The 22693-nt window shown below is 70.1% G+C and carries 20 protein-coding genes; 9 read left to right on the top strand and 11 right to left on the bottom strand.

Annotated elements, in window-relative coordinates; all coding sequences use genetic code 11:
- Positions 1-16: 16 nt before the first annotated feature.
- Positions 17-703 carry a response regulator transcription factor gene (locus ACFPIJ_RS45475; RefSeq protein WP_380125563.1) on the top strand — a complete coding sequence of 229 codons (687 nt, stop codon included), beginning with the start codon at positions 17-19 and terminating at the stop codon, positions 701-703.
- Entirely contained in the window at positions 696-1829 is a 1134-nt protein-coding gene (locus ACFPIJ_RS45470; RefSeq protein WP_380125561.1) for a sensor histidine kinase, read from the top strand. The genes ACFPIJ_RS45475 and ACFPIJ_RS45470 overlap by 8 nt, the downstream gene beginning before the upstream one ends.
- On the opposite strand, the gene vanX is transcribed toward ACFPIJ_RS45470, so the two are convergent.
- The 3 genes from vanX to ACFPIJ_RS45455 are packed head-to-tail and all read right to left on the bottom strand — an operon-like array spanning position 1786 to position 4464.
- Entirely contained in the window at positions 1786-2430 is a 645-nt protein-coding gene (gene vanX, locus ACFPIJ_RS45465) for a D-Ala-D-Ala dipeptidase VanX (protein WP_380125559.1), read from the bottom strand. The genes ACFPIJ_RS45470 and vanX overlap by 44 nt on opposite strands.
- Positions 2427-3458, bottom strand: a complete 1032-nt coding sequence (vanA, locus tag ACFPIJ_RS45460; RefSeq protein ID WP_380125557.1) for a D-alanine--(R)-lactate ligase — start codon at positions 3456-3458, stop codon at positions 2427-2429. The genes vanX and vanA overlap by 4 nt, the downstream gene beginning before the upstream one ends.
- Positions 3451-4464 (bottom strand): D-isomer specific 2-hydroxyacid dehydrogenase family protein, encoded by a 1014-nt coding sequence (locus ACFPIJ_RS45455; protein WP_380125801.1) that lies wholly within the window; start codon positions 4462-4464, stop codon positions 3451-3453. Before ACFPIJ_RS45455 ends, vanA begins: the two co-directional genes overlap by 8 nt.
- Positions 4465-4651: 187 nt before the next feature.
- On the opposite strand from ACFPIJ_RS45455, the gene ACFPIJ_RS45450 reads away from it, so the two are divergent.
- From ACFPIJ_RS45450 to ACFPIJ_RS45435, 4 genes are all read left to right on the top strand, one after another.
- On the top strand, positions 4652-5458 hold the full coding sequence (locus ACFPIJ_RS45450) for a tRNA(His) guanylyltransferase Thg1 family protein (RefSeq protein WP_380125555.1): 807 nt from the start codon (positions 4652-4654) through the stop codon (positions 5456-5458).
- On the top strand, positions 5455-6162 hold the full coding sequence (locus ACFPIJ_RS45445) for an HAD family hydrolase (protein WP_380125553.1): 708 nt from the start codon (positions 5455-5457) through the stop codon (positions 6160-6162). Before ACFPIJ_RS45450 ends, ACFPIJ_RS45445 begins: the two co-directional genes overlap by 4 nt.
- Positions 6163-6415: 253 nt before the next feature.
- Positions 6416-8692, top strand: a complete 2277-nt coding sequence (locus ACFPIJ_RS45440) for a peroxidase family protein (RefSeq protein WP_380125551.1) — start codon at positions 6416-6418, stop codon at positions 8690-8692.
- Between the two features lie 144 nt (positions 8693-8836).
- A complete protein-coding gene (locus ACFPIJ_RS45435; protein WP_380125549.1) occupies positions 8837-11278 on the top strand; it encodes a PQQ-dependent sugar dehydrogenase in 2442 nt (813 codons plus the stop codon).
- A 43-nt stretch (positions 11279-11321) separates the two neighbouring features.
- Here ACFPIJ_RS45435 and ACFPIJ_RS45430 read toward each other — a convergent pair whose 3' ends face one another.
- Both ACFPIJ_RS45430 and ACFPIJ_RS45425 read right to left on the bottom strand, forming a co-directional pair.
- Positions 11322-12125: a hypothetical protein gene (locus tag ACFPIJ_RS45430; RefSeq protein WP_380125547.1), complete on the bottom strand. Its 804-nt coding sequence runs from the start codon at positions 12123-12125 to the stop codon at positions 11322-11324.
- Between the two features lie 76 nt (positions 12126-12201).
- Positions 12202-12828: an FMN-dependent NADH-azoreductase gene (locus tag ACFPIJ_RS45425; protein WP_380125545.1), complete on the bottom strand. Its 627-nt coding sequence runs from the start codon at positions 12826-12828 to the stop codon at positions 12202-12204.
- An 85-nt stretch (positions 12829-12913) separates the two neighbouring features.
- On the opposite strand from ACFPIJ_RS45425, the gene ACFPIJ_RS45420 reads away from it, so the two are divergent.
- Together ACFPIJ_RS45420 and ACFPIJ_RS45415 are read left to right on the top strand one after the other, a co-directional pair.
- Positions 12914-13336: a MarR family winged helix-turn-helix transcriptional regulator gene (locus ACFPIJ_RS45420; protein ID WP_380125543.1), complete on the top strand. Its 423-nt coding sequence runs from the start codon at positions 12914-12916 to the stop codon at positions 13334-13336.
- A gap of 13 nt (positions 13337-13349) precedes the next feature.
- The gene (locus ACFPIJ_RS45415; RefSeq protein ID WP_380125541.1) at positions 13350-14273 is read left to right on the top strand and encodes a hypothetical protein; all 924 of its coding nucleotides are present in this window, start codon (positions 13350-13352) and stop codon (positions 14271-14273) included.
- Positions 14274-14302: 29 nt separating this feature from the next.
- Here the strand turns inward: ACFPIJ_RS45415 and ACFPIJ_RS45410 are convergent, their stop codons facing one another.
- Complete coding sequence (locus ACFPIJ_RS45410) at positions 14303-16237, bottom strand: S8 family peptidase (protein WP_380125539.1); 1935 nt, start codon at positions 16235-16237, stop codon at positions 14303-14305.
- A 178-nt stretch (positions 16238-16415) separates the two neighbouring features.
- Here ACFPIJ_RS45410 and ACFPIJ_RS45405 point away from each other — a divergent pair, with 178 nt between their 5' ends.
- A complete protein-coding gene (locus ACFPIJ_RS45405; RefSeq protein WP_380125537.1) occupies positions 16416-16565 on the top strand; it encodes a roadblock/LC7 domain-containing protein in 150 nt (49 codons plus the stop codon).
- A gap of 175 nt (positions 16566-16740) precedes the next feature.
- Here ACFPIJ_RS45405 and ACFPIJ_RS45400 read toward each other — a convergent pair whose 3' ends face one another.
- The 5 genes from ACFPIJ_RS45400 to mmsA all read right to left on the bottom strand — a co-directional run bounded on the left by ACFPIJ_RS45400 (position 16741) and on the right by mmsA (position 22425).
- Positions 16741-17088 (bottom strand): hypothetical protein, encoded by a 348-nt coding sequence (locus tag ACFPIJ_RS45400; RefSeq protein WP_380125535.1) that lies wholly within the window; start codon positions 17086-17088, stop codon positions 16741-16743.
- Positions 17089-17136: 48 nt separating this feature from the next.
- Positions 17137-18339 (bottom strand): ROK family protein, encoded by a 1203-nt coding sequence (locus tag ACFPIJ_RS45395; protein WP_380125533.1) that lies wholly within the window; start codon positions 18337-18339, stop codon positions 17137-17139.
- 72 nt (positions 18340-18411) lie between these two features.
- Positions 18412-19521, bottom strand: a complete 1110-nt coding sequence (locus ACFPIJ_RS45390; protein WP_380125531.1) for a substrate-binding domain-containing protein — start codon at positions 19519-19521, stop codon at positions 18412-18414.
- A gap of 55 nt (positions 19522-19576) precedes the next feature.
- Positions 19577-20878 carry a multiple monosaccharide ABC transporter permease gene (gene mmsB, locus ACFPIJ_RS45385; protein WP_380125529.1) on the bottom strand — a complete coding sequence of 434 codons (1302 nt, stop codon included), beginning with the start codon at positions 20876-20878 and terminating at the stop codon, positions 19577-19579.
- Complete coding sequence (mmsA, locus tag ACFPIJ_RS45380; RefSeq protein ID WP_380125527.1) at positions 20875-22425, bottom strand: multiple monosaccharide ABC transporter ATP-binding protein; 1551 nt, start codon at positions 22423-22425, stop codon at positions 20875-20877. The genes mmsB and mmsA overlap by 4 nt, the downstream gene beginning before the upstream one ends.
- Positions 22426-22693 lie beyond the last annotated feature (268 nt).

Below are 22693 nucleotides of genomic sequence, written 5' to 3'. Positions count from 1 at the left end.
TCGTAGCATCGGGATCATGCGTGTTCTGGTCGTCGAGGACGAGCCGTACATGGCGGAGGCCATCCGGGACGGGCTGCGCCTGGCGGCGATCGCGGCCGACATCGCCGGCACCGGCGACATCGCGCTGGAGCTGCTGAGCGTCAACGCCTACGACATCGCCGTCCTCGACCGCGACATTCCCGGGCCCTCCGGCGACGAGGTCGCCGAACGTATCGTCGCCTCCGGCAGCGGGATGCCGATCCTGATGCTCACCGCCGCGGACCGGCTCGACGACAAGACCTCCGGGTTCGAGCTCGGCGCCGACGACTACCTCACGAAACCGTTCGAACTGCGGGAGCTGGTCCTGCGGCTCAGGGCGCTGGACCGCAGGCGGGCCCACAACCGGCCGCCGGTGCGGGAGATCGCAGGACTGCGCCTGGACCCGTTCCGCCGCGAGGTGTACCGCGACGGCCGCTACGTCGCGCTCACCCGGAAACAGTTCGCCGTCCTCGAGGTCCTCGTCACCGCCGAAGGTGGCGTCGTCAGCGCCGAGGAGCTGCTGGAACGGGCGTGGGACGAGAACGCCGACCCCTTCACCAACGCGGTGCGCATCACCGTCTCGGCGCTGCGCAAACGGCTCGGCGAACCCGGGATCATCGCCACCGTGGCCGGCGTCGGCTATCGCATCGAGACGGCGGCCGGCGCCGGAGGGGACCGTGGATAGGGCGCCCGGTCCGAGCGTCCGCCTGAAGCTGACGCTCAGCTACGCGGGGTTCCTCATGCTGGCCGGTGTCCTGCTGCTCGCCGTGGTGTGGGTGTTCCTGCTGCGCTACGTGCCCGAGGTGATCCAGTCCGGCACGGACGGGCCCTCCGTGGGGCAGGGCGGCCGGCGCCCGCCGGCGCCGCTGATCGCGCCGAACCGCTCCGACCTGGTGGACGCCTTCGCCCCGAAGGCCGCCGCGATGCTGGTCTTCCTGCTGATCTTCGGCCTGGTGGGAGGATGGCTCCTCGCCGGCCGCATGCTCGCGCCCCTGACCCGCATCACCCGCGCCACCCGCCAGGCCGGGGACGGATCGCTGTCCCACCGGATCCAGCTGGACGGCCGCGGCGACGAGTTCCGCGAGCTCGCCGACGCCTTCGACGCCATGCTCGCAAGGCTCGAGGCGCACGTCGCCGAGCAGCGCAGGTTCGCCGCCAACGCCTCCCACGAGCTGCGCACCCCCCTCGCGGTCACGCAGACGCTGCTCGACGTGGCCCGCAACGATCCGGACCGCGACACCGGCGAACTCGTCGAGCGCCTCCGTGTGATCAACACCCGGGCGATCGACCTCACCGAGGCGCTGCTCCTGCTCAGCCGCGCCGAGCAGCGCTCCTTCACCCGGGAACCCGTCGACCTGTCGCTCATCGCGGAGGAGGCCGCCGAGACGCTGCTCCCGCTCGCGGAGCGACGCGGCATCACCGTCGAGACCTCCGGTGACGTCGCGCCCACCGCCGGCTCCCACGCGCTTCTGCTGCAGCTGACGACGAACCTCGTGCACAACGCGATCGTCCACAACCTGGCGGACGGCACGGTGTGGGTCACGACCGGCGTCGAGGCGGCGACCGTGACGCTCACGGTCGAGAACACCGGCGAGCGGCTCACCCAGGCGCTGGTCGCCACGATCGTCGAGCCGTTCCAGCGCGGCACCGGACGGATCCACGACGGCCATGCCGGTGTCGGCCTCGGCCTGGCCATCGTCAAGCGCATCGCCGAGGCGCACGACGGGACGCTCGCCCTCGCCCCCCGCCCCGACGGGGGGCTCAGCGTCACGGTGCGACTGCCAGGTGCCGCAGCCCGATCAACTCGGTGATGGGAAAGTCGAAGTAGGTGTCCGGGTACGGCTCGTCGCGCAGCGTGTAGTGCCACCACTCGCAGTCGTACCGGGCGAATCCGGCGGCCTCCATGACGGCGCAGAGGGTTTGCCGGTTGTCCGCCTCGACCGGCGTGATGCCCGCCGCCGCGTGATGCGAGATCGGGTCCATCAGGTCGTGGTCGCCGCCCATCGCCGCCAGCTCACCGGTGCCCAGCTGGTAGAGCGTCAGGTCGACGGTGCTGCCCCGGCTGTGGCCCGACCTGGCGGCCACGTATCCGCGCTCGAACATCTCGGGCCGGTCGATGTTCGGGTAGTGCCGCGGCTTGGTCCGGCCGTCCTCGGGCTGCTCCGACCAGCGCATGAAGCAGTCGACGGCGCGTTGCGGGCGGTACCCGTCCCAGAGCAGCAGGCCGAAGCCGCGCGCCGCGGCCCCGTCCCGTGCCCTCCTCAGGGCCGCGCACAGGGCCGTCGTGCCGACGATCCGGTTGGCCCGGTATCCGTCCACCGGTTTGCCGGTGAAGTTGTCCCAGGTCGCGTACTTGGCATCCCAGCGGATTCCGGGCACGAACTCGTCGACGAACACGAAGATGTCGCTCATCGGAGCTTTCCCGTCATTGCCAATGCCACAACCCGGTCGATCACGTCGGCGAGCGGCAACCCCGCCGCCGCCATCATTCTCGGGTACCGGCTGTAGGAGGTCAGGCCGGGGAGGGTGTTGACCTCGTTCAGGACCACCGTGCCGTCTTCCTTCAGGAACATGTCGACCCGCGCCAGCCCGCGGCACCCCAGGGCGCGGTAGACGGCCTTCGCCGTCTCCTGCACGAGTGCACGGGCCGCCGCCGGGATGTCGGCGGGGACGATCGGCGTCGAGTTCTCGGAGCCGGTCTCGGGCGCCCGCTCCTGATGGATCCGGAAGAAGCCGTGGGACAGCGCGATCCGGTCCACCTCGCCGGTGATCAGGTCCGGTCCGTCGCCCAGGATCGCGCATCCGAGCTCGCTGCCGCCGATGGCCTCCTCGATGAGCACCTTCGGGTCGTACCGCCTCGCGTCCTGCACCGCACGCAACAGTTCGTCGCCGCGGGCCACCTTGCTGACGCCGAAGGACGACCCGGAGCGGGCCGGCTTGACGAAGACGGGGTAGGTGAAACCGCCGGGATCAGGTGTCTCGTCCGCCGTGACGGTCCGGAAGTCCGGCGTGGCGATGCCCGCGCTGCGAGCGACGAGGTAGGCCAGGGACTTGTCCATGCACAGCGCGGAACTCTGCACGTCGCAGCCCACGTAGGGAATGCCGGAGAGCTCCAGCAGCCCCTGCGTCGCGCCGTCCTCGCCGTGCCGGCCGTGCAGGACGGGCAGCACCAGGTCCAGCCCGATCGTCTCGTAGCGTCCCTGCTCCAGCACCAGCAACCCGTGCGCGCCGTCCGGTGACAGCACGGCCGGACGGCTGTTCTCCCAGTCCGCGTCGGGGCCGGCACAGAGCCGCCAGGCGCCGTCCCTGGTGATCCCGATCCAGACCGGTTCGTACCGCTCGGGGTCGAGGCTCCGGGCGACCTCCCGCGCGGATTTGACGGAGACGGGGTGCTCCTCGGAGCATCCCCCGAACATGACGCCGATCTTCAACCTAGCCACGCGGGCTCCCGCTCTCGAATTCCAGGCAATTGACGATGGAGTGCTGCACGGTGTCGCTCAGGGCGTGGTCGGTGTAGTAGGCCGTGTGCGGACTGACGATCACGTTCGGCAGCTCCTGCAGCCGCAGCAACTGCTCGTTGGGGACGGTCCGGTTCCTGCGGTCGGCGTAGAAGATCCCTTCCTCGCCTTCCAGGACGTCCAGCGCGGCACCGCCCAGTCGGCCGCGCTCCAGCGCCAGCACCAGGGCCCCGGTGTCCAGCAGCGATCCGCGCCCGGTGTTGATGACGTACGCGCCGCGTTTCATCAGCCCGATGCGCCGGCGGTCCAGCAGGTGACGGGTGTCCGCGTTCAGCGGGGTGTGCAGGGTCACGATGTCGCTCTGCCGCAGCAGCGCGTCGAGCGGGACATGGTCGGTGCCGGCCTTCGGGCGGCTGTCGGTGGCCAGGATCTTGCCGCCGAAACCGCGCAGCCGGTCGATGACCGCCGCACCGATGCGTCCCGTGCCGACCACCCCGACGGTCAGGTCGCGCAGTTCCCTCCCGCGCGCGGGAGGCAGCCGGTAGTCATGGACGTCCACCCGGCGCAGGACGGACTTCGCCGCCCGGACCGCCATCAGCATCAGCATCAGCGTGTAGTCGGCCACGCTGTCGGGTGAGTAGGCGACGTTCCCCACGACCATGCCGAGCCGCTGCGCGGACCGCACGTCGATGTGGTCGTACCCGACGCTCCGGGTGGAGACATAGGCGACGCCGATGCGGCGCAGCGCGAGCAGCGTGGCGTCGGTGACCCGGGTCTGGTGACCGACGCTGACGCACCGGTTGCCGAGCGCCAGGCCGGCGTCGGCCTCGGACACCGGCGCCGCCGTGATGGTCGGCACCACCCCGAAGTGCGGCGCCAGCTCCCGGAACAGGGCGGCCTCGTCCGGCCCGCATCCGTACACCGTGATGCCCGTCGCCGGGACGGCCGGGGACGCCGGCGACCGGGTGCGGCGGGCCGCGGCTCGCACTGGTTCGCTGTTGGTCATGCGGTCCAGTCAAGGCAACCGGGTGTTGCCGGCACGTATGCGGTTCCGCATACGCCGGCGATACATGCCCGATGGGTGATGCCCCCGCGGCGCCGAAAACCGCGTGCGGTGCGCGGCCCGGGCGTGCTGCGATTCGGTGGCGACATACGCACGGACGGGGTGACAGCGCATGAGCGGCGACCGGGACGGCATCGGCGACCGGATGAAGGCCTACGAGCGGGTGACGAGGACGGTGCTGCCGCGGCGCACCCACACGCTGCTGCGCGTGGACGGCAGGTCGTTCGGGTCCTATCTGCGCGGTGCCGCCAGGCCGTTCGACGAGACGTTCATGGCGGACATGGACGCGGTCGCCGAAGCGCTGTGCGCGGAGATCGCCGGCAGCGTGTTCGCCTACGTGCAGTCGGACGAGATCTCGGTCCTCGCCGTCGACTTCGCCGCGCCCGGGACGCAGCCGTGGTTCGGCGGCGAGGTGCAGAAATGGTGCTCCGTCGCCGCGTCCGTGGCGACCGCGACGCTCAACGCGCGGCGACCGGGACCACCGGCGATGTTCGACGCCCGGGTGTTCACGATCGCCGACCCCGCCGAGGTCGCCAACTACTTCATCTGGCGGCAGCGGGACGCGGTCCGCAACAGCATCTCGATGGCGGCCCGGACGGTGTTCCCGCACCAGCGGCTGCACGGCGTCAACTCCAGTCAGGCACAGGACCTGCTGTTCACCGAGAAGGGCATCAACTGGAACGACTATCCCGCCGGCTGCAAGCGCGGCCGGGTGGTCGTGCGGGCGTCGGGCGAGCGGTCCGTGACCTTCGTGCACAAACGCAGCGGGGCCGAGGAGACCGTGACGGCGCTGCGGTCCTGGTGGGAGGTCGGCGTGGCGCCGCACTTCACCCCGAACCCGGACGGCTTCCTCGCCACCACGATCCCCGCGCTGCCGGCGCTCGGCCCGGCCGCAGCGAGGGGATACTTGGCGTCGTGACGATCAAGGTGCTGATCTTCGACTTCGACGGCCTGTTGATGGACACCGAGACCACGCTGCTGGAGAGCTGGCGGTGGGAGTGGCGGCGGCACGGCCTGGAGTTGGACCCGGCCGGCTTCTTCGCCGACCACGGCGGCGACGCGAACGAGCCACGGTATGCGGCGCTCGCCGCGGCGGTCGGGCCGGCGTACGACCGCGAATCCAGTCACACGCTGCGGATGGCGCACCGGCTGGCGCTGAACACGGTGCTGGAGCCGGCGCCCGGCATCGTCGACTGGCTGGACCGGGCCGGGGAGCTGGGATTGCGGCTGGCGGTGGCGAGCAGCTCCGCGGTCACCCACGTGGGCGCCATGCTGGAGCGGGCCGGGCTGCGGGCGCGGTTCGAGGTGCTGGCGACCGGCGAGGAGGTGGCCGCGCACAAGCCGGACCCGGCCGTCTACCTGCTGGCGCTGGAACGGCTCGGGCTGCCGGCGCAGGAAGCGGTCGCGTTCGAGGACACCGTGCACGGCGTGGCCGCGGCGCACGCCGCCGGGTTGCGCTGCGTGGCGGTGCCGAACCCGCACGCGGACCACGCCCGCTTCACGGCCGCGGACCTGCTCCTGACCAGCGCCGTGGAGCTGCCCCTGGACGCGGTCCTGACCAGGCTGAACAGGCTCGGCGGCAGCCCGCACGAACCCGACAAGGTTGTTTACAGAAACACATGAGTATCTATTGACCCGGGTCTGGGGCGGGTTCAGACTGGCCTCACGGCGCCGGCGCTCCGCCTGCCGTGCCGAGACCCGGCCGACACGCGTGACGCGTCATCGGACCAGACCCCACATTCCCTGCGTGTCCTCCTGCTTCGCCGTCCCCGGCTGAACGGGCACGCGACCCACCGCGCGTTCAGCAGAAACTCGTTCGGATGCGAACATCAGGCACGCCGCACGCGCGGCCCCCCGGGGCCGCGTGGGAGGAGCCATGTCTCGTTCTTTCAGCCCGGTCCACCACCCGGGCCGTCCCCGCCTGCGCCGGCGACTCCGGCGCGCGCTCCACCTGATCATGCTCGGCGGCACCATGACCAGCCTGCTGGTGGTCGGGGCCCGCCCGGCCCACGGCGCCGTCAGCTTCGAGGTGGAGAGCCTCGACGGCAGCCGTAACAATCTCGCCCGCCCGACCCAGGGACAGGTGGGCACGGCCTACTCCAGGGTGGCCGCCGCCCGGTACGCCGACGGCCGCAGCCAGCCCGTCGCCGGACCCAACAGCCGCCAGGTCAGCAACCGCGTCTTCAACGACACGCACCAGAACCTCTTCTCCGAGCACCGGGTGACCCAATGGGGCTGGACCTGGGGTCAGTTCCTCGACCACACGTTCGGGCTCGCCGCCGGCGGCACCGAGACCGCCAACATCGCGTTCAACGCCGCCGACCCTCTCGAGACCTTCTCCAACACCCTCGGCGTGATCCCGTTCACCCGGGACGTCGCCGCGGCCGGCACCGGCGTCACCAACCCCCGCCAGCAGGTCAACACCGTCAGCTCCTACATCGACGCCTGGGCCGTGTACGGCGGCACCCAGCAACGCCTCGAATGGATGCGGGACGGGCCCTACGACAACAGCATGGCCAACAACGCCGCGACGCTGATGCTGCCGGGCGGTTACCTGCCCCGCCGCACGGCCAGGGGCAACCCGGCTGCCGCCCCGGCGATGAACGTGGACGGCCAGCTCGCGGGCAACCCGGCCAACGCCGCCGTCGCCGGCGACGTGCGAGCCAACGAGAACCTCGCCCTCACCGCGACGCACACGCTCTTCGCCAGGGAGCACAACCGGATCGCCGCCATGCTGCCGGGCTCGCTCAGCGCCGAGGACCGGTTCCAGATCGCCCGGCGGGTTGTGATCGCCGAGCAGCAATACATCACCTACAGCGAGTTCCTGCCCGCGATGGGCGTCAACCTGCCTCGGTACACCGGCTACAACCCGAACGTCAACACCGCGCTGAGCAACGAGTTCGCGGTTGTCGGGTACCGCGCGCACAGCCAGATCCACGGCGAGTTCACGGCGGAGACGCAGGCGGCGCGCTACACCGCGGCGCAGCTGAACGCCTTCCGGGCGCAGGGCCTGGAGGTGGAGGTCGACGGCGCCGACATCACCATCGGGATCCCGTTGAACGTCGCGTTCTTCAACCCGGACCTGTTGCCGGCGATCGGTCTCGGGCCGTTCCTGACCAGCCTGGCCGAATCGCAGTACAACAACGACGAGATGATCGACAACCAGCTGCGCAGCGTCCTGTTCCAGGTGCCGGTCGCGGGCAACCCGTCCTGCCTGGACGGCCCGACGTTGCCGGCGTGCTTCACCGGCGTCGTCGACCTGGGCGCGATCGACATCGAGCGCGGGCGCGACCACGGTATGCCCAGCTACAACCAGCTGCGGCAGGCATACGGACTGCCGGCCAGGACCTCGTTCACGGCTATCACGGGTGAGACCACCGACACGTTCCCGGCCAGCTCCGGCGGCGACAACCCGAACAGTCTCGAATTTCTGCGGACCGCCGACATCGACGGCACCGCGACGGTCGTCGGCGAGGCCGACGGCTCGACCTCGGGGGTGCGTCGCAGCACCACCGCGGCCCGGCTGCGCGCGGTCTACGGCAACGTCGGCAACGTCGACGCCTTCACCGGCATGGTCGCCGAGCGGCACGTGCCCGGCAGTGAGTTCGGCGAGTTGCAGCGGGCGATCTGGACCAGGCAGTTCCTCGCGCTGCGCGACGGCGACCGGTTCTTCTACGGCAACGACATGGGGCTTACGTCGATCGCCGCCCAGTACGGCATCGACTTCCACACCACCCTCGCCCAGGTCATCGCCCGCAACACCGACACCCCCGCCGCCGCCATCAACCCGAACGTGTTCCTGGTCCCCGACGACGACCTGCCCGCCACGACGTGTCAGGTCGCCTACCGGGTGGTCACCACCTGGCCGGGGTTCTTCCAGGCCGACATCAGCCTGACGAACCGGTCCGGCGCCGCGTTCAACGGCTGGAACCTGCAGTGGCAGTTCGCCGACGGTCAGGCCTTCTCGCAGGGCTGGAACGGCGTGTTCAGTCAGAACGGGGTGACGGCGAGCATCGCCAACGCGAGCTGGAACGGCTCGCTGCCCGCCGGGGCGACCCTGACGGGGGTGGGCTTCAACGGCAGCTGGGACAACGTCACCGGCGCGCTGCCGGTGAACTTCACGGTCAACGGCAGGCGCTGCTCGCTGGGCTGACCTGCCGCCGCAGCACCGGCACACGGCAGGACGCGCGCCTGCCGTGTGCCATTCGACGCCGTGCACTTGACCGGGGCCGCGGCGGTACATATTGTGCAACGTCTATAAGTAAACCTAACTAACAACCATGGAAACGGAGACCTGATGCACTCCCCATGGATCAGGCGCACCCTTGCCATCCTCGCCGCCGCGGCCTGCGTTGCCGCCCTCCAGGTCGCGGGCGCCGCCCTGGCCAGCGCGGACACCGTCGGCCCGATCACCGGCGGCACGTCCGGCAAGTGCATCGACGTCCCGGCGGCGAGCACCGTCAACGGCACCCAGGTGCAGATCTACACGTGCAACGCCAGCACGGCGCAGACCTGGACCGTCGGCACCGACGGCACGATCCGCGCGCTGGGCAACAAGTGCCTGGACGTCGCCGGCGGGGTCAACGCCAACGGCACGAAGGTCCAGATCTGGGACTGCGCCGCGGCCAACCCCAACCAGCAGTGGACCTACAACGCCACCGCCCGCACGCTGGTCAACCCGGCCACCGGCAAGTGCGTCGACGTGGTCGACGGCAGCACCGCCGACGCCGCCAAGCTGCACATCTGGGCCTGCAACGCCGCCGTGAGCAGCCAGCAGTGGAACCTGGGCGCCGCGCCGCCGCCCGCGTTCACCGACTACCAGGCCGAGAGCGCGACGATCTCGCAGGGCGTGGTCGAGGCGAACCACGCCGGCTACACGGGCACCGGCTTCGTCAACTACGACAACGTGACCGGCTCCTACGTCCAGTTCACCGTGTCGGTGACCGCGGCGGGGAGTTACCCGCTGACGTTGCGCTACGCCAACGGCACCACCGTGGACCGGCCGATGGACGTCACGGTCAACGGCGCGCCGGCCGCGCCCGGGCTGTCCTTCCCCGGCACCGGCGCGTGGCCGACCTGGGCCGAGAAGACGGTCACCGCGACCCTGGCCGCCGGCACGAACACGGTCCGGGCCACCGCCACCACCGTCAACGGCGGGCCCAACCTGGACCGGCTGCGGGTCACCGCGCCGTCGGACAGCCAGCCGCCCACCGCGCCGAGCAACCTCCGCGTGGTCGGCGCGGTCCGGCCCACCGGCGTCGACCTGGCCTGGAACGCCGCCACCGACAACGTCGGCGTGTCCCGCTACGTCGTCTACAACGGCGGCAACGTGGTCGCGGAGGTCGGCGGCAACATCCTCACCGCCACGCTGTCGTTGCAGCCCAACACGTCCTACGTGTTCAGCGTGCTGGCCTACGACGCGGCGGGCAACCCGTCGCAGGGCAGCAACAACCTGGCGGTCACCACGCCGCCGGGCACCGACACCCAGCCACCCGGCACGCCGGCGAACCTTCGTGCCACCGCGATCACCGCCAACACGGTCACCCTGGCCTGGAACGCCGCCACCGACAACGTCGGGGTCCGCGGCTACCGGGTGTCGCGCAACGGCACCCAGATCGCCGACGTGCCGGACCTGACCGCGACGGACACCGGCCTCACCGCCGCGACCACGTACCAGTACACGGTGCTGGCCTACGACGCCAACGGCAACACCTCACCGGCGAGCGCGGCCCTCGCGGTGACCACGTCGACCCAGGCCGGCGGCGGCGACCCGATCTTCGACCGGAACGTCAACACCGCGCTGGACCTGCCGTGGGGGATCGCCTTCCTGCCCGACGGCAGTGCCCTGGTCGCCGAGCGGGACCGGTTCGAGATCGTCCGGGTGACCCTGGCCGGGCAGAAGACGGTGGTCGGCACCATCTCCGAGGCGGTCACCACCACCGGCGAGGGCGGCCTACTGGGCCTCGCCGTCGGTCCGAACTTCGCCACCGATCACTGGGTGTACGCCTTCCACACCGCCGCGTCCGACAACCGCCTCGTGCGCTTCAAGTTCGAGAACGGCGCCATCGGGCCGCGCGAGGCCCTCGTCACCGGGATCGCCAAGAACCGGTTCCACAACGGCGGGCGGGTGAAGTTCGGCCCGGACGGCTACATCTACATCACCACCGGCGACGGTCAGGACAGCAGCCGCGCGCAGAACCTCAACTCGCTCAACGGCAAGATCCTGCGGGTCACCACCACCGGCGCGGCCGCGCCCGGCAACCCGTTCGGCACCCGGGTCTACAGCCTCGGTCACCGCAACCCGCAGGGCCTGGCCTGGGACTCCCAGGGGCGGCTGTGGTCCTCGGAGTTCGGCGACAACACCTGGGACGAGCTCAACCTGATCACCCCGGGCGCCAACTACGGGTGGCCGACCTGCGAGGGGACCTGCAGCAACCCGAGCTTCGTCAACCCGGTGCGGCAGTGGAGCACCTCCTCCGCGTCGCCGAGCGGGATCGAGATCGTCAACGACTGGATCTACATGGCCGCCGTCCGCGGCACCCGGCTGTGGGTCATGAAGATCACCGGGGGCACCACCGACACGCCCCGGGCGTTCTTCAACGGCTCCTGGGGCCGGCTGCGGACCGTGGTCAAGACCCCGGACGGCGGGCTCTGGCTCACCTCGACGAACAACGACATGAACGGCGGCACGCCGACGGTGCTGAACAACGTCATCGTGCGCCTGCGCTTCAATCCTTGACCGCCGCGGGGCCCGTGGTCGTGCGCCACGGGCCCCACGGCGGTCACCAGCCGCCGTCGAAGAATCCTCTGAGGCCCGGCAGCGGATCGGCGGCGACGGTGGTGTTGGCCACCGCGACGACGGCCACGGCGAGGGTGGACAGCGCCATGAGCACCCCGAACGCGGCCGCCGCGCGGGCCACCCGCCGGTCGCGGGACCGGGCCGCGGCGAACCTCCGCCACGAGACCACGCTCAGCGTGACGAGGGCGAGCGCCACGAGGGTGGCGAGGACCGCCATCACCGTGTGGTACCACGCGTAGTCGTCGGTGATCACGGCGAGGGCGGGTGAGCGCAGGTCGTCGGCGCCGGCGAGTTGCTGCCGGATCTGGTCCAGCGTGCCGGTCAGCGCGGCGTCGGCAGGGCTGTCGACGAGCATCGGCAGCAGGGAGGCGAACGGCGCGGCCGCGCCCTGGACGTTGGCCATCAGCACGGTGAGGGAGAACAGCGCGAGCATGGTGACGGCGGCGCCGGTAATCGTGACGGCGGCGCCGCCGGAGGTGCGGTACGCCTTCCACAGCCTGGCGCCGAGCGCGACGAGGACGGCCAGCAGCAGTGCGGCGATCACCGCCTTCGCCACGTGGTAGCGGAACCAGGAGTCGACGAGCCGGTCCAGGTCCGGGGTGAGGTCCGCGCCGCCGGCCCGCCAGAAGCCGGTGAACGCCGCACGGAAGGCGCCGGCGAGGTGACCCGGGTCGCCGACCCCGCCCGCGAGGACGGGCGGGGCGACGACGAACGCCACGACGAGCGCGACCGCAAGGGCGGCGAGGAACCGGGGGAGCAGCACCGCCCGCAGCAACGTCGAGGTCATGCGGCCAAGCTAGCCGCGGCGGATCCGGTGGTGCCAGGACGCTGGACCGAGTCCCCGGGGTAGTGCCAGGTATACCTCAGAAGCGTTTCGCGGCCTCGATCGCGTCGGCGGTGGCGAGGACGCGGCCGGCGTCGGCGTCGGGGGTGGCGAGGTTCGGGCGGAACTCGACGGTGGTGATGTCGGTGATGCCGGCCCAGCGCAGCCAGTCGTCGAAGTACGGCCGCTGGAAGTCGGCGCCGAAGGCCGGGCCGCGGCCCTCGCCGTAGACGGCGCTGGTGTAGACGACCGCGGCCTTGCGGCCGGTGAGCAGGCCGCGGTAGCCGGCCGCCGGGTCGAAGCCGAAGACCAGGCCGGGCTGGCTCACCACGTCGATGAACTGCTTGAGGATGTACGGGATGCCGGCGTTCCACATCGGCACCGAGAAGAGCAGCTTGTCCGCGGCGGCGAGACGGTCGAACGCGGCGCGGGCGGCGGCCCAGGCCGTCGCGCCCTCACCGGTCGGCTCGACCCCGGCGAAGACGTCCATCTTGGCACCGGCGGCGGCAGGCCCGAACGCGGGCAGGGTGCCGTCCCACAGATCCCATTCGGTGATGCCGTGCGTCGGGTGGTGCTCCCTGTACACCTCCAGAAAACGCGACGCGAGCGCGAGTGACTCCGAACGGGCGCCGCGCGGGGACGCCGAGATGTGCAGCAGCGTGGTCATGGCAGGACCTCCAGAAGAAAGTGTGTGCGCACGCACTAAGTTAGCCAGATGCGTGCGCACGCACAAGAGTTGGTACGGTGTGACGATGGACAACACGGCCGCCTGGGCGGGCCTGCTGCGGGTGCACGCCGCGCTGGTCCCATTGCTGGACCAGGAGCTGCAAGCCGCCCACGGCCTGCCGCTGACCTGGTATGACGTGCTGCTCGAGCTCAACGCCGCGCCGGAGCGGCAGCTCACGATGGGGGAGCTGGGCGCGAAGGCGGTGGTCAGCCGCAGCCGGTCCAGCCGCGTCGTCGACGAGCTCACCCGGGCCGGCCTGGTCGAGCGGGTCGCCAACCCGGCCGACGGGCGGTCCGCGTTCGCCCGGATCACCGCCGCCGGCCGGGCCAAGCTGCGCGCCGCGGCGCCCACCTATCTCGCCGGCATCGAGACGCACTTCACCAGCCGGATGACCGCGGCGGAGGCGCGCACCGTCGCCACGGCATTGGAAAAAGTGCTCAAGGGGTAGATACTCACCGGGCATGGAGAAGGGGTTGGGCCGCGATCTCGCGCACGCGCTGCGCACCGGCCCGTTCTCCGCCGCGCTCCACCTGGCCATCGAGGACCGGGGCATCCGCCTCGACGAGATCCAGGAGCAGCTCGCCAGCAAGGGCGTCAGCGTCAGCATCACCACGCTGAGCTACTGGCGGCGGGGTCGCAGCCGACCCGAACGACCCGAGTCGCTCAAGGCGGTCCGGCTGCTCGAGCAGATCCTCGCGCTGCCCGAGGAGTCGCTGATGGTCCAGCTCGGGCCGCGCCGCCCGCGCGGGCGGTGGCTGAGCCAGCCGCCCGGGACGATCGAGATCGACCGGCTGTTCAGCGACGGGACCAGCGTCGCCCGGATGGTCGCCGAGCTGGACCGCTGGATGTATCACGAGCTGACCCGGTTGAGCCTGCACGACCTGTACCTCGTCGGCCCGCACCGGCAGGAGATCAGCCTCACCTGCCGGCAGGTGCTGCGCGCCAACATCGACCGGGTCTCGCGCACCGTGGCGGTGTTCCTCACCGACGACCCGAGCGCGCACGTGAGCGTCAACGCGATCCGCAACTGCCGCATCGGGCGGGTCCGCACCGACACCGGCGGGCTGGTCGCCGCCGAGATCATCTTCGACCGGATGCTGGCGCAGGGGGAGACGGTGGTGCTGGAGTACGAGTACCGCAGCGACTCACTGTCCACAACGGACAACTACTACCGCGGGTTCTCCACCCCGGTCACCGAATACGTGCTGCAGGTCCAGTTCGACCACGACGCGGTGCCGGCGCGCTGCCAGCGGTTCGAGCGCCGCGGGCTGAACGCGCCGGACCAGGGCGTGTGGGAGACGTGGATCGGTGCCACCCACGGGGCCCACGTCATCGCCTCCGACGTTCCCCCCGGCATCGTCGGCATGCGGTGGGAGTGGGAGTGAACGTCGTTGGTCACTCCCACTCCCGCGGCTCATGACGCGCTGACCGACACGTCGTCGAGCACGAAGCTGGTCTGCAGCGACCAGTCCTCGACACCGTTGAACTTCAGCGTGACCGTCTGCCCCGCGAACGCGCTGGCGTCGATGACCTTCTCCACGTACCCGTTGGTCTTGTCCAGGTTCGTGTACGTGGCCACGGTGGTGCTGCCGAGGGTGACGGTCAGCTTGTCGTAGACCACGTTCTCGGTCTCCGCGGTGGTGATGCGGATCCAGAAGCGCAGCTGGACGGTCGAGCAACCGGACGGGATCGCCACCGGCTGGGAGACCGTGTCGGTCTGCACCTGACCACCCCCGTTGAGCCAGGCGTTGCGGGTGCCACTGCGCGCCGGGTACTGCGACCACGTGCCGATCACGTTCGCGGTCGCGGTCCACGGCGACGTGCCGCTCTCGAAGCCACCGTTACCGACGGGCTGCGAGGGTGAGCAGCCACCGCCACCGGTGGTGACCGTCCAGGTGAACTGGGTCGACGCGGTCTTGTTGGCCGCGTCCTTCAGGGTCACCGTGACGTTCGAGGTGCCCGCGGTCGTCGCGCTGCCGGTGATCCGACCGGTTGACGCGCCGATGGACAGCCCGGCCGGGAGGCCGGACGCGCTCCAGGTGTACGGCGTGGTGCCGCCGCTGCCCTGGATCTGCAGGTCGACCGACTGGCCGACGACAGAGCTCTTGTTGCCCGGGTTCGTGACGGCGGGGTCGGTGGGCGTGCCGCCGCCGATGAACCCGGTGTACAGCAGCACGTTCGGCGAGCCGCTGCCCGGGCTGGTGATCTTGCCGGTGGTGCCGTTGTTGACCAGCGCGTCGCGGACCTGCGCCGGGGTCGCGTTGGGGTTGGCGCCCAGGTAGAGCGCCGCGGACCCGGCCACGTGCGGCGAGGCCATCGAGGTGCCCGTCATCGTCGCGCTACCGGTGTTGCTGGAGTACGACGCCGACACGATGCTCGTTCCCGGCGCGAACAGGTCCAGGCAGGAGCCGTAGTTGCTGGAGCTGTTGCGCGCGTCGGAGCTGTTGCTGTTGCCGACCGTGATGGCCGCGGCCACCCCCTGCGGGCTGTAGTAGCAGGCGTCGTCGCCGTTGTTGCCGGCCGCCTGCACGAACTGCACGCCCGAGCTGATCAGGCTCGACACCGCGCTGTCCATGGCCTGGCTGCTGCACCGGCTGCCGCAGCCGATCGAGTAGTTCGCGACGGCCGGCTTCTGCGCGTTGGTCCGCACCCAGTTGATGCCCGCGATCAGGTCGTCGTTGGTGCCCGTGCCCTGGCAGTCCAGCACCCGGACGGAGACGAGGCTCGCCTTCTTCGCGATGCCGTACGTCGTGCCGACCGCCGTCCCGGCGACGTGCGTGCCGTGACCGTGGCAGTCGGCGGGGTTGCTGTCGCCGTCGACGATGTCGGTGCCCTGCTTCACCCGGCCGGTGAAGTCGGTGTGGCTCGCGTTGAGGCCGGTGTCCAGCACGTACACCGTGGCGCCCTGGCCCGGGTTGGCCGGATACGTGAACGCCTGGTTCAGCGGCAGGCTCCGCTGGTCGATGCGGTCGTCGCCCCAGTTCGGCGGGTTGTTCTGGGTGTCGGCGACGGTGATGCGCTGCACCGCCTCCACCGACGCCACCGCCGGGTCCGCGGCCAGCCGCTGCGCCTGCTGCGCGGACATGCTCGCCGAGAAGCCGCGCTGGACCGGGTCGTACACGTGCCGGGTCTGCCCGCCGAAGCGCCCGGTGAGCTGTCTCGCCTGGGTGGCGATCGAGGTGGAGCCGTCTTTCAGGGTGACGATGTAGCGGCCCGACACCGCGTCGGGACTGTCCGCGTACAGGATCGCGCCGGTCGCGGGCACGGCTGTCGCCGGTCCGGCCGCCGCGAAGGCGCCGACCAGCCCCGCCACGAGCGCGGTGCCGGCCGCCGTAATTCGGTGCAACACGGTGAGACCTCCTCGAGGGATGCCAGCTCCGTGGCCGGGTCCGGTTGACGCCGACCCCGGAGGGCTGCAGAGAAGGTAGGAGCGCGCGACCCCCGGAGGTCACCCCGGTGAACAGACATCGACGTTTCGTAACATCAAAACTGTTTATGAACTGGCATGCACGTTCCGCGATGCCACCATGCGCAACGAGGGCGGCTACTTCACCGTGTACGCCGTCAACGGCAGCACGCTCCTCGCCGTCCTCGGCGGCGACGGGCTCAACGTCGCCCGCCTGCACCTCGAGGCCCGCCCCACCTGCAACCACCTGGCCGGGCTGCTGGCGCTCTAGTCGTTGAGGCGGCGCGCCAGCCTGGTGAACCACGGGGCCAGCTCGCCGTCGATCGCCGCCCACTCCTGCTCGGTGGGGGTGACCTGTGGTTGCTCCGCTGGCCGGGAGTGCACCATGCGGTGCCGCAGACCGGTCGGCGGGTGCGATCGCAGCAGCGCCGCGTCGTGCCTGAGGCTCAGCAGGCGCAGCGATTCCAGGGGCGCCGACGCGCGCAGTCCGGTGCCGGCCGCAGCACCAGCGGCGCGGCGAGCAGCAGCATCGCGGCCCGGGCGAGGGGGTTGCCGTGGTGCCCGACGGGGCGGCTGGCGAGCGAGGCGTACTGCCGCCGGTTGAGCCGGAACGCCAGCCAGTGATCGGCCCGGTCGGCGGCCCGCAGCCCCCACATCCTCGGCGCCCGGTGCCGGTCGAACGCGCCGAGATTCCACTCGCACGCCGGGCACCACGGCGGTGCCGGGTCCGTCACGACGAGGTGGCCCTCGCATTGCGGGCAGGTCTGGTGGGTACCGATGGCAGCAGCCGTCACGGTTGATCATTCTGTGGTCCGGGGCGGATCCTGTCTGCCCCGGACGGGTCACGGTTCGGCGGTTTCCAGCGGGTCGGCGAGGAGACGTTCGAAGGCGAGTTCCGCCGCGCCGACCAGTGGGGCGTCGTCGCCGAGCAGCGGGGTGCGCAGCCGCACGTGCTCGAGGCAGGCGGGCAGGGCCATGGTGGACAGGCGGCCGCGGACGTGGGTGGCGCCGGCCAGGTACAGCTCGCGCAGCGCGCCGCCGAACACGACGGCGGTGGGGTTGAAGATGTTGACCAGGTTGGCGACGCCGAAGCCGAGCCAGTCCGCCGCCTGGCCGACCGCGGTGCGGGCCGTGGGGTCGCCGAGCCGGGCCGCCTCGACGCAGGCCAGGACGGCGTCGCGGTCCAGCGACACGTGCTGCGCGATCTCGGTCTCCCAGCAGCCCCGGGAGCCGCAGCCGCACTCGCGGCCCTGCGGGTTGACGACCATGTGGCCGACCTCGCCGCCGTGACCACCGTGGCCGGTGACGCGGCGGCCGCCGGCGATGATGCCGGCGCTGATGCTCGCGTCGCCGTGCAGGTAGATGACATTGTCGAGGCCGGCGGCGGCGCCGCGGGTGTGTTCGGCGAGGGCGGCGAGGTCCGCGACGTTGCCGACCATCGGCGGGCGGTCCAGGCCCAGCGCCGAGCCGAGGTCCGTGCCGGCACGGGTTTCGGCTCCGGCGGCGCCGGTCGCACCGGGGCCGGGCGGGAGCATGCGCACGACACCATCGGTGTGGCGCATCATGCGGGACACGGCGATGCCGCTGCCGACGAACACCGCGTCGGCGGGTGCGGCGCGCTGCATGTCGTGGAGGCAGGCGGCCAGGATGGACACGGTGTCGCGGACCGCGGTGCCGGCCGGGCGGGGCAGCTCGCGGCTGTCCAGCACCTTGCCGCCGAGCCCGACACGCGCGGCGCGCAGCCGGTCGACCTCGATGCTCAGGGCGTAGCCGTAGACCCGCGACGAGCGGGGGCGCACGACCAGTGACGGGCGGCCGGCGCGGCCGGTCTCCTGCGGGGCGCCCTCGTCGATGAGTCCGGCGCCGGCGAGGTCCGCGGTGAGCGCGCCGATGGTGCTGCGGTTGAGGCCGAGCTGGTTGGTCAGTTCGGCGCGGGAGGTGTCGCCGCTGACGTGGACGTAACGCAGGAGTGCGCCCAGGTTCTGGCGGCGGACGGAATCCTGGGTGGGGGTGCTTCGCTGGGGGCTCTGGGAAGTCGCTGACACTGATCGCTCCCTCAAGCGGCCGTGGGCCCCCGGAACACCGTTCCGGGGGCCCACGACGTCAGGTGCCTGTTGTTACTTGGTGAGCGGGGACAGCTTCGGGTCGTTGGCGTACGCCTCGGCGGCGTTGGCCTTCGTCACGATGACCGGAGCGAGCAGGAAGGACGGGATGATCTTCGAGCCGTTGTTGTACGACTTGGTGTCGTTGATGGTCGGCTCGTTACCGCCCTGCAGCGCCTTGACCATGTTGATGGTCTCGGCAACCAGCTTGCGGGTGTCCTTGTTGATGGTGGAGTACTGCTCGCCAGCCATGATCGACTTGACCGACTCGACCTCGGAGTCCTGACCGGTGACGACCGGGAGCGGCTTGTTCGCGCCCTTGATCGAGGTGATGATCGCGCGGGCCAGGGTGTCGTTCGGGGAGAGCACGCCGTCGAGGGTCTTGGCGCCGGTGTAGGTCGAGGTCAGCAGGGAGTCCATGCGCGACTGCGCACCCTCGGCCTTCCAGCCCTGGATGGCCGTCTGCTTGACGTCCTTCTGGCCCGAGCCGACGATGATGTCGCCCTTGGCGATCAGCGGGTTGAGCACGTCCATCGCGCCGTTGAAGAACACGCCGGCGTTGTTGTCGTCCGGCGAGCCGGAGAACAGCTCGATGGTCCAGGGGCCGGTGGCCTTCTTGGCCTTCATGCCGTCCACCAGGGCCTGGCCCTGCAGCTGGCCGACCTTGAAGTTGTCGAACGCGACGTAGTAGTCGAGGTCCGGCGTGTTGGTGATGAGCCGGTCGTACGCGATGACCTTGGCGCCGGCGTCCTTGGCCGCCTTGACCTGGGTCGAGAGCTGCGCGGCGTCGGTGGCGCCGATGACGATGACCTTCGCGCCCTTGGTGACCATGGCGGAGATCTGCGCCTGCTGGTCCGCGACCGTGGTCGAGGCACCGGCGTACTGCACGTCGGACTTGAAGCCGGCGTCCTTGAGGCCGTTGGTGAACAGGTCACCGGCGAGCACCCAGTTCTCCGACGTCTTCGACGGCAGCGCGACACCGATCAGCGAGTCGGCGGCGAAGCCCTTGGCAGCGCCGCTGGGGCTGCTGCCGGCGTCACGGTCTGAGTCGCCACAGGCCGCGGAGCTGAGCGCGAGCAGAGCGACCGCGCTGACGGCGAGGCTCCTGGTGAGGAACTTGCGCATGTTTGGCATTGCCTTTCTTCGGATGGAGGTGCGGGTGTTGGGGCGGGACAGGGTGTCAGCCGGCCACCGGGGTCTTGGCGGCCTCTTGTCCGGTTCCGGATGGTGCGGACGGACCTCCGGTTGACTCCCGGCGGAAGGGTTTGCTCAACGATCCGATGATCGAGAACCGACCCTGGCTCTTGTTGTAGACGTCGAACGCGACGGCGGCGAGCAGGAACAGACCCTTGATGATCTGGACCATGTCGGAGCCGGTGCCGGTCAGCTGCAGGCCGTTGCTGAGCAGGGCCATGACCAGACCACCGACGATCGACCCGCTGATCGTGCCGAGACCACCGGAGACGGCTGCACCACCGATGAAGACGGCCGCGATCGCGTCCAGCTCCCAGCTCAGACCGTCCTGCGGTCCGGACGCTGCGGAGCGTGCCACGAAGATCATGCCGGCCAGTGCGGCCAGGACCGACATGTTCATCATGACGAAGAAGTTGACCCGCTTGAGCCGCACGCCGGACAGCTCCGCGGCGCGGGCGTTGCCGCCGACCGCGTAGATGTAGCGGCCGCCGGCCGTGTTGCGGGTGAAGAAGGCGTAGGCGATGACCAGGACGGTCAGGATGATGCCGGACACCGGGAAGCTGGTGCCCCGCGGGCCGCCGGCGAAGCGCAGCGTGGCGAAGATGATCACGCCGAGCATCACGGCCAGGCGGATCAGCGACACCCACACCGGGGTCGGCTCGGCGCCCATCGCGACGCGGGTCTGCCGGGCGCGGTACTCCCGGTAGGCGACGGCCAGGCAGGCGGCCAGGCCGAGCAGCAGCGTCAGGTTGTTGTAGGGGATGCTCGACGGCCCGACCTCGGGGAGGTAGCCCGCGCCGATCTCCCGGAAGGCCTTCGGCACCGGCACCGAGTCGGCGTTGCCGATGTACTGGTTGCCGCCTCGGAACAGCAGCATGCCTGCCAAGGTCACGATGAAGGCCGGTACGCCGATATAGGCGACCCAGAAGCCTTGCCACGCCCCGACGAGCGCGCCGACCCCCAGACCCAGCAGGATGGCCAGCCACCAGGGCAGGTTCCACTCCTGCATCGCCTTGGCCACGATGATGCCGACGAACGCGGCGACCGAGCCGACGGACAGGTCGATGTGACCGGCCACGATGACCATCAGCATGCCGATGGCCAGGATCAGGATGTACGAATACTGGCTCACGACCGCGATGAGGTTGCGGGAGGTGAGGGTCAGGCCGCCGGTCTTGATCTCGAAGAACAGGACGACCGCCGCCAGCGCGAAGATCATCCCGAACTGGCGGGCGTTGGAGGTCGTGCCTCCGAAGAGGTTCTTCTGCAGGTCTTTGATTCGGCTCATGGCGTCGGCATCTTCTTCGTAGAGGTCATCTGCTTCATGAGGAGTTCCGGGTTGGCGTCGCGACGGGCGACGTCGCCGGTGATGGTGCCTTCGAACACTGTGTAGATCCGGTCGCACAGGCCGATCAGCTCGGGCAGTTCGGACGAGATGACGATGACGCCCTTGCCCTGCTCGGCGAGCTTCTGGATGATGCCGTAGATCTCATACTTGGCGCCCACGTCGATGCCACGGGTCGGCTCGTCGAGGATCAGCAGGTCCGGGTCCGTGAACATCCACTTCGCCAGGACAACCTTCTGCTGGTTGCCGCCGGAGAGCTTGGTGACGCCCTCGTCGACCGTCGGGGTCTTGACCCGCAGGCTCTGCCGGTAGGTCTCGGCGTAGGTGTGCTCCTTGACCTGGTCGAGCACGCCGTTGCGGGAGATCTTCGACAGCTTGGCCGCCACCATCGACGTCTTGATGTCGTCGAGGAGGTTGAGGCCGATCGCCTTGCGGTCCTCGCTGACATACGCCAGGCCGTGCTTGATGGCCGAGGCGACCGACTTGAGCTCGATCTCCTCGCCGTCCTTGAAGATGTGCCCCGACAGCCAGGTCCCGTAGGACCGGCCGAAGATGCTCATCGCGAGCTCGGTGCGGCCGGCGCCCATCAGGCCGGCGAAGCCGACGATCTCGCCGCGGCGCACGTTGAAGCTCGAGTTCTTGCACACCAGGCGGTCGGCGGAGATCGGGTGCCGGACCGTCCAGTTGCGGACCTCGAAGAACACCTCGCCGATGTTGGGCGTGTGGTCGGGGAACCGGCTGTTGAGGTCGCGGCCCACCATCCCGCGCACGATGCGGTCCTCGTTGACCCCGTCGTCCTTGACGTCGAGGCTCTCGATGGTCCGGCCGTCACGCAGGATCGTGATGGTGTCGGCGATCGCCTCGATCTCGTTGAGCTTGTGCGAGATCATGATCGAGGTGATGCCGCGGTCCTTGAAGCCACGCAGCAGGTCCAGCAGGTGCCGGGAGTCGTTCTCGTTGAGCGCGGCGGTCGGCTCGTCGAGGATGAGCAGCTTCACGTCCTTGGCGAACGCCTTGGCGATCTCCACGAGCTGCTGCTTGCCGACGCCGATGTCCTTGATGAGGGTGTCGGGGTCTTCCTTGAGGCCGACCAGCGCCATCAGCTCGTAGGCCTTCTTGTTGGCGGCCTGCCAGTCGATCGCGCCGAACTTCTTGGGCTCGTTGCCCAGGAACAGGTTCTCGGTGATGGACATGCCCGGCACGAGCGCGAGCTCCTGGTGGATGATCACGATGCCGGCGTGCTCGCTGGAGCGGATATCCGGGAAGCGGGACTCGGAGCCCTGGTAGATGATGTCACCGCTGTACGAGCCGTACGGGTAGACACCGCTCAGGACCTTCATCAAAGTGGACTTGCCGGCACCGTTCTCGCCACAGATGGCATGGATCTCGCCGGAACGGACCACCAGGTTGACGTCGGCGAGCGCCTTGACGCCGGGGAACTCCTTGGTGATCGACCGCATCTCCAGCAAGACCGGAGCGCTGCTCGTCATGTTGCCTCCGGGGGAACGCCAGTTGGCACATTTGTTGTGGCGACCAACTTATTTCAGATCGCAGACTTTGCAAAGCCGCCAGCTGGACTGGTTGGTAACAATCCGGTAATGACGCTGCGTCGCGGGCGGGCCGAGAACCGCTGCCTCGTGTCCGGGCGGTTAGCTGCGTGTGTCCGAGCGTAAATCAAATTGTTTTACAAAGTCAACGTGCTGGGAGAGGATGTGATCAGTACGTGATCAGCGATGGAACGAAGGCGGGGACGCGTGC

It is taken from the genome of Dactylosporangium cerinum (genome assembly GCF_042653625.1).
Lineage (GTDB): Bacteria > Actinomycetota > Actinomycetes > Mycobacteriales > Micromonosporaceae > Dactylosporangium > Dactylosporangium cerinum.
This window is presented reverse-complemented; position numbering and strand designations above follow the sequence as displayed.

Excerpts from the sequence above, each read along its gene's own strand:
- ACFPIJ_RS45475 (WP_380125563.1), top strand. The coding sequence starts at position 17 with ATGCGTGTTCTGGTCGTCGAGGACGAGCCGTACATGGCGGAGGCCATC.
- vanX (WP_380125559.1), bottom strand. The coding sequence starts at position 2,430 with ATGAGCGACATCTTCGTGTTCGTCGACGAGTTCGTGCCCGGAATCCGC.
- ACFPIJ_RS45450 (WP_380125555.1), top strand. The coding sequence starts at position 4,652 with ATGAGCGGCGACCGGGACGGCATCGGCGACCGGATGAAGGCCTACGAG.
- ACFPIJ_RS45440 (WP_380125551.1), top strand. The coding sequence starts at position 6,416 with ATGTCTCGTTCTTTCAGCCCGGTCCACCACCCGGGCCGTCCCCGCCTG.
- ACFPIJ_RS45435 (WP_380125549.1), top strand. The coding sequence starts at position 8,837 with ATGCACTCCCCATGGATCAGGCGCACCCTTGCCATCCTCGCCGCCGCG.
- ACFPIJ_RS45430 (WP_380125547.1), bottom strand. The coding sequence starts at position 12,125 with ATGACCTCGACGTTGCTGCGGGCGGTGCTGCTCCCCCGGTTCCTCGCC.
- ACFPIJ_RS45425 (WP_380125545.1), bottom strand. The coding sequence starts at position 12,828 with ATGACCACGCTGCTGCACATCTCGGCGTCCCCGCGCGGCGCCCGTTCG.
- ACFPIJ_RS45420 (WP_380125543.1), top strand. The coding sequence starts at position 12,914 with ATGGACAACACGGCCGCCTGGGCGGGCCTGCTGCGGGTGCACGCCGCG.
- ACFPIJ_RS45415 (WP_380125541.1), top strand. The coding sequence starts at position 13,350 with ATGGAGAAGGGGTTGGGCCGCGATCTCGCGCACGCGCTGCGCACCGGC.
- ACFPIJ_RS45405 (WP_380125537.1), top strand. The coding sequence starts at position 16,416 with ATGCGCAACGAGGGCGGCTACTTCACCGTGTACGCCGTCAACGGCAGC.
- ACFPIJ_RS45390 (WP_380125531.1), bottom strand. The coding sequence starts at position 19,521 with ATGCGCAAGTTCCTCACCAGGAGCCTCGCCGTCAGCGCGGTCGCTCTG.
- mmsB (WP_380125529.1), bottom strand. The coding sequence starts at position 20,878 with ATGAGCCGAATCAAAGACCTGCAGAAGAACCTCTTCGGAGGCACGACC.
- mmsA (WP_380125527.1), bottom strand. The coding sequence starts at position 22,425 with ATGACGAGCAGCGCTCCGGTCTTGCTGGAGATGCGGTCGATCACCAAG.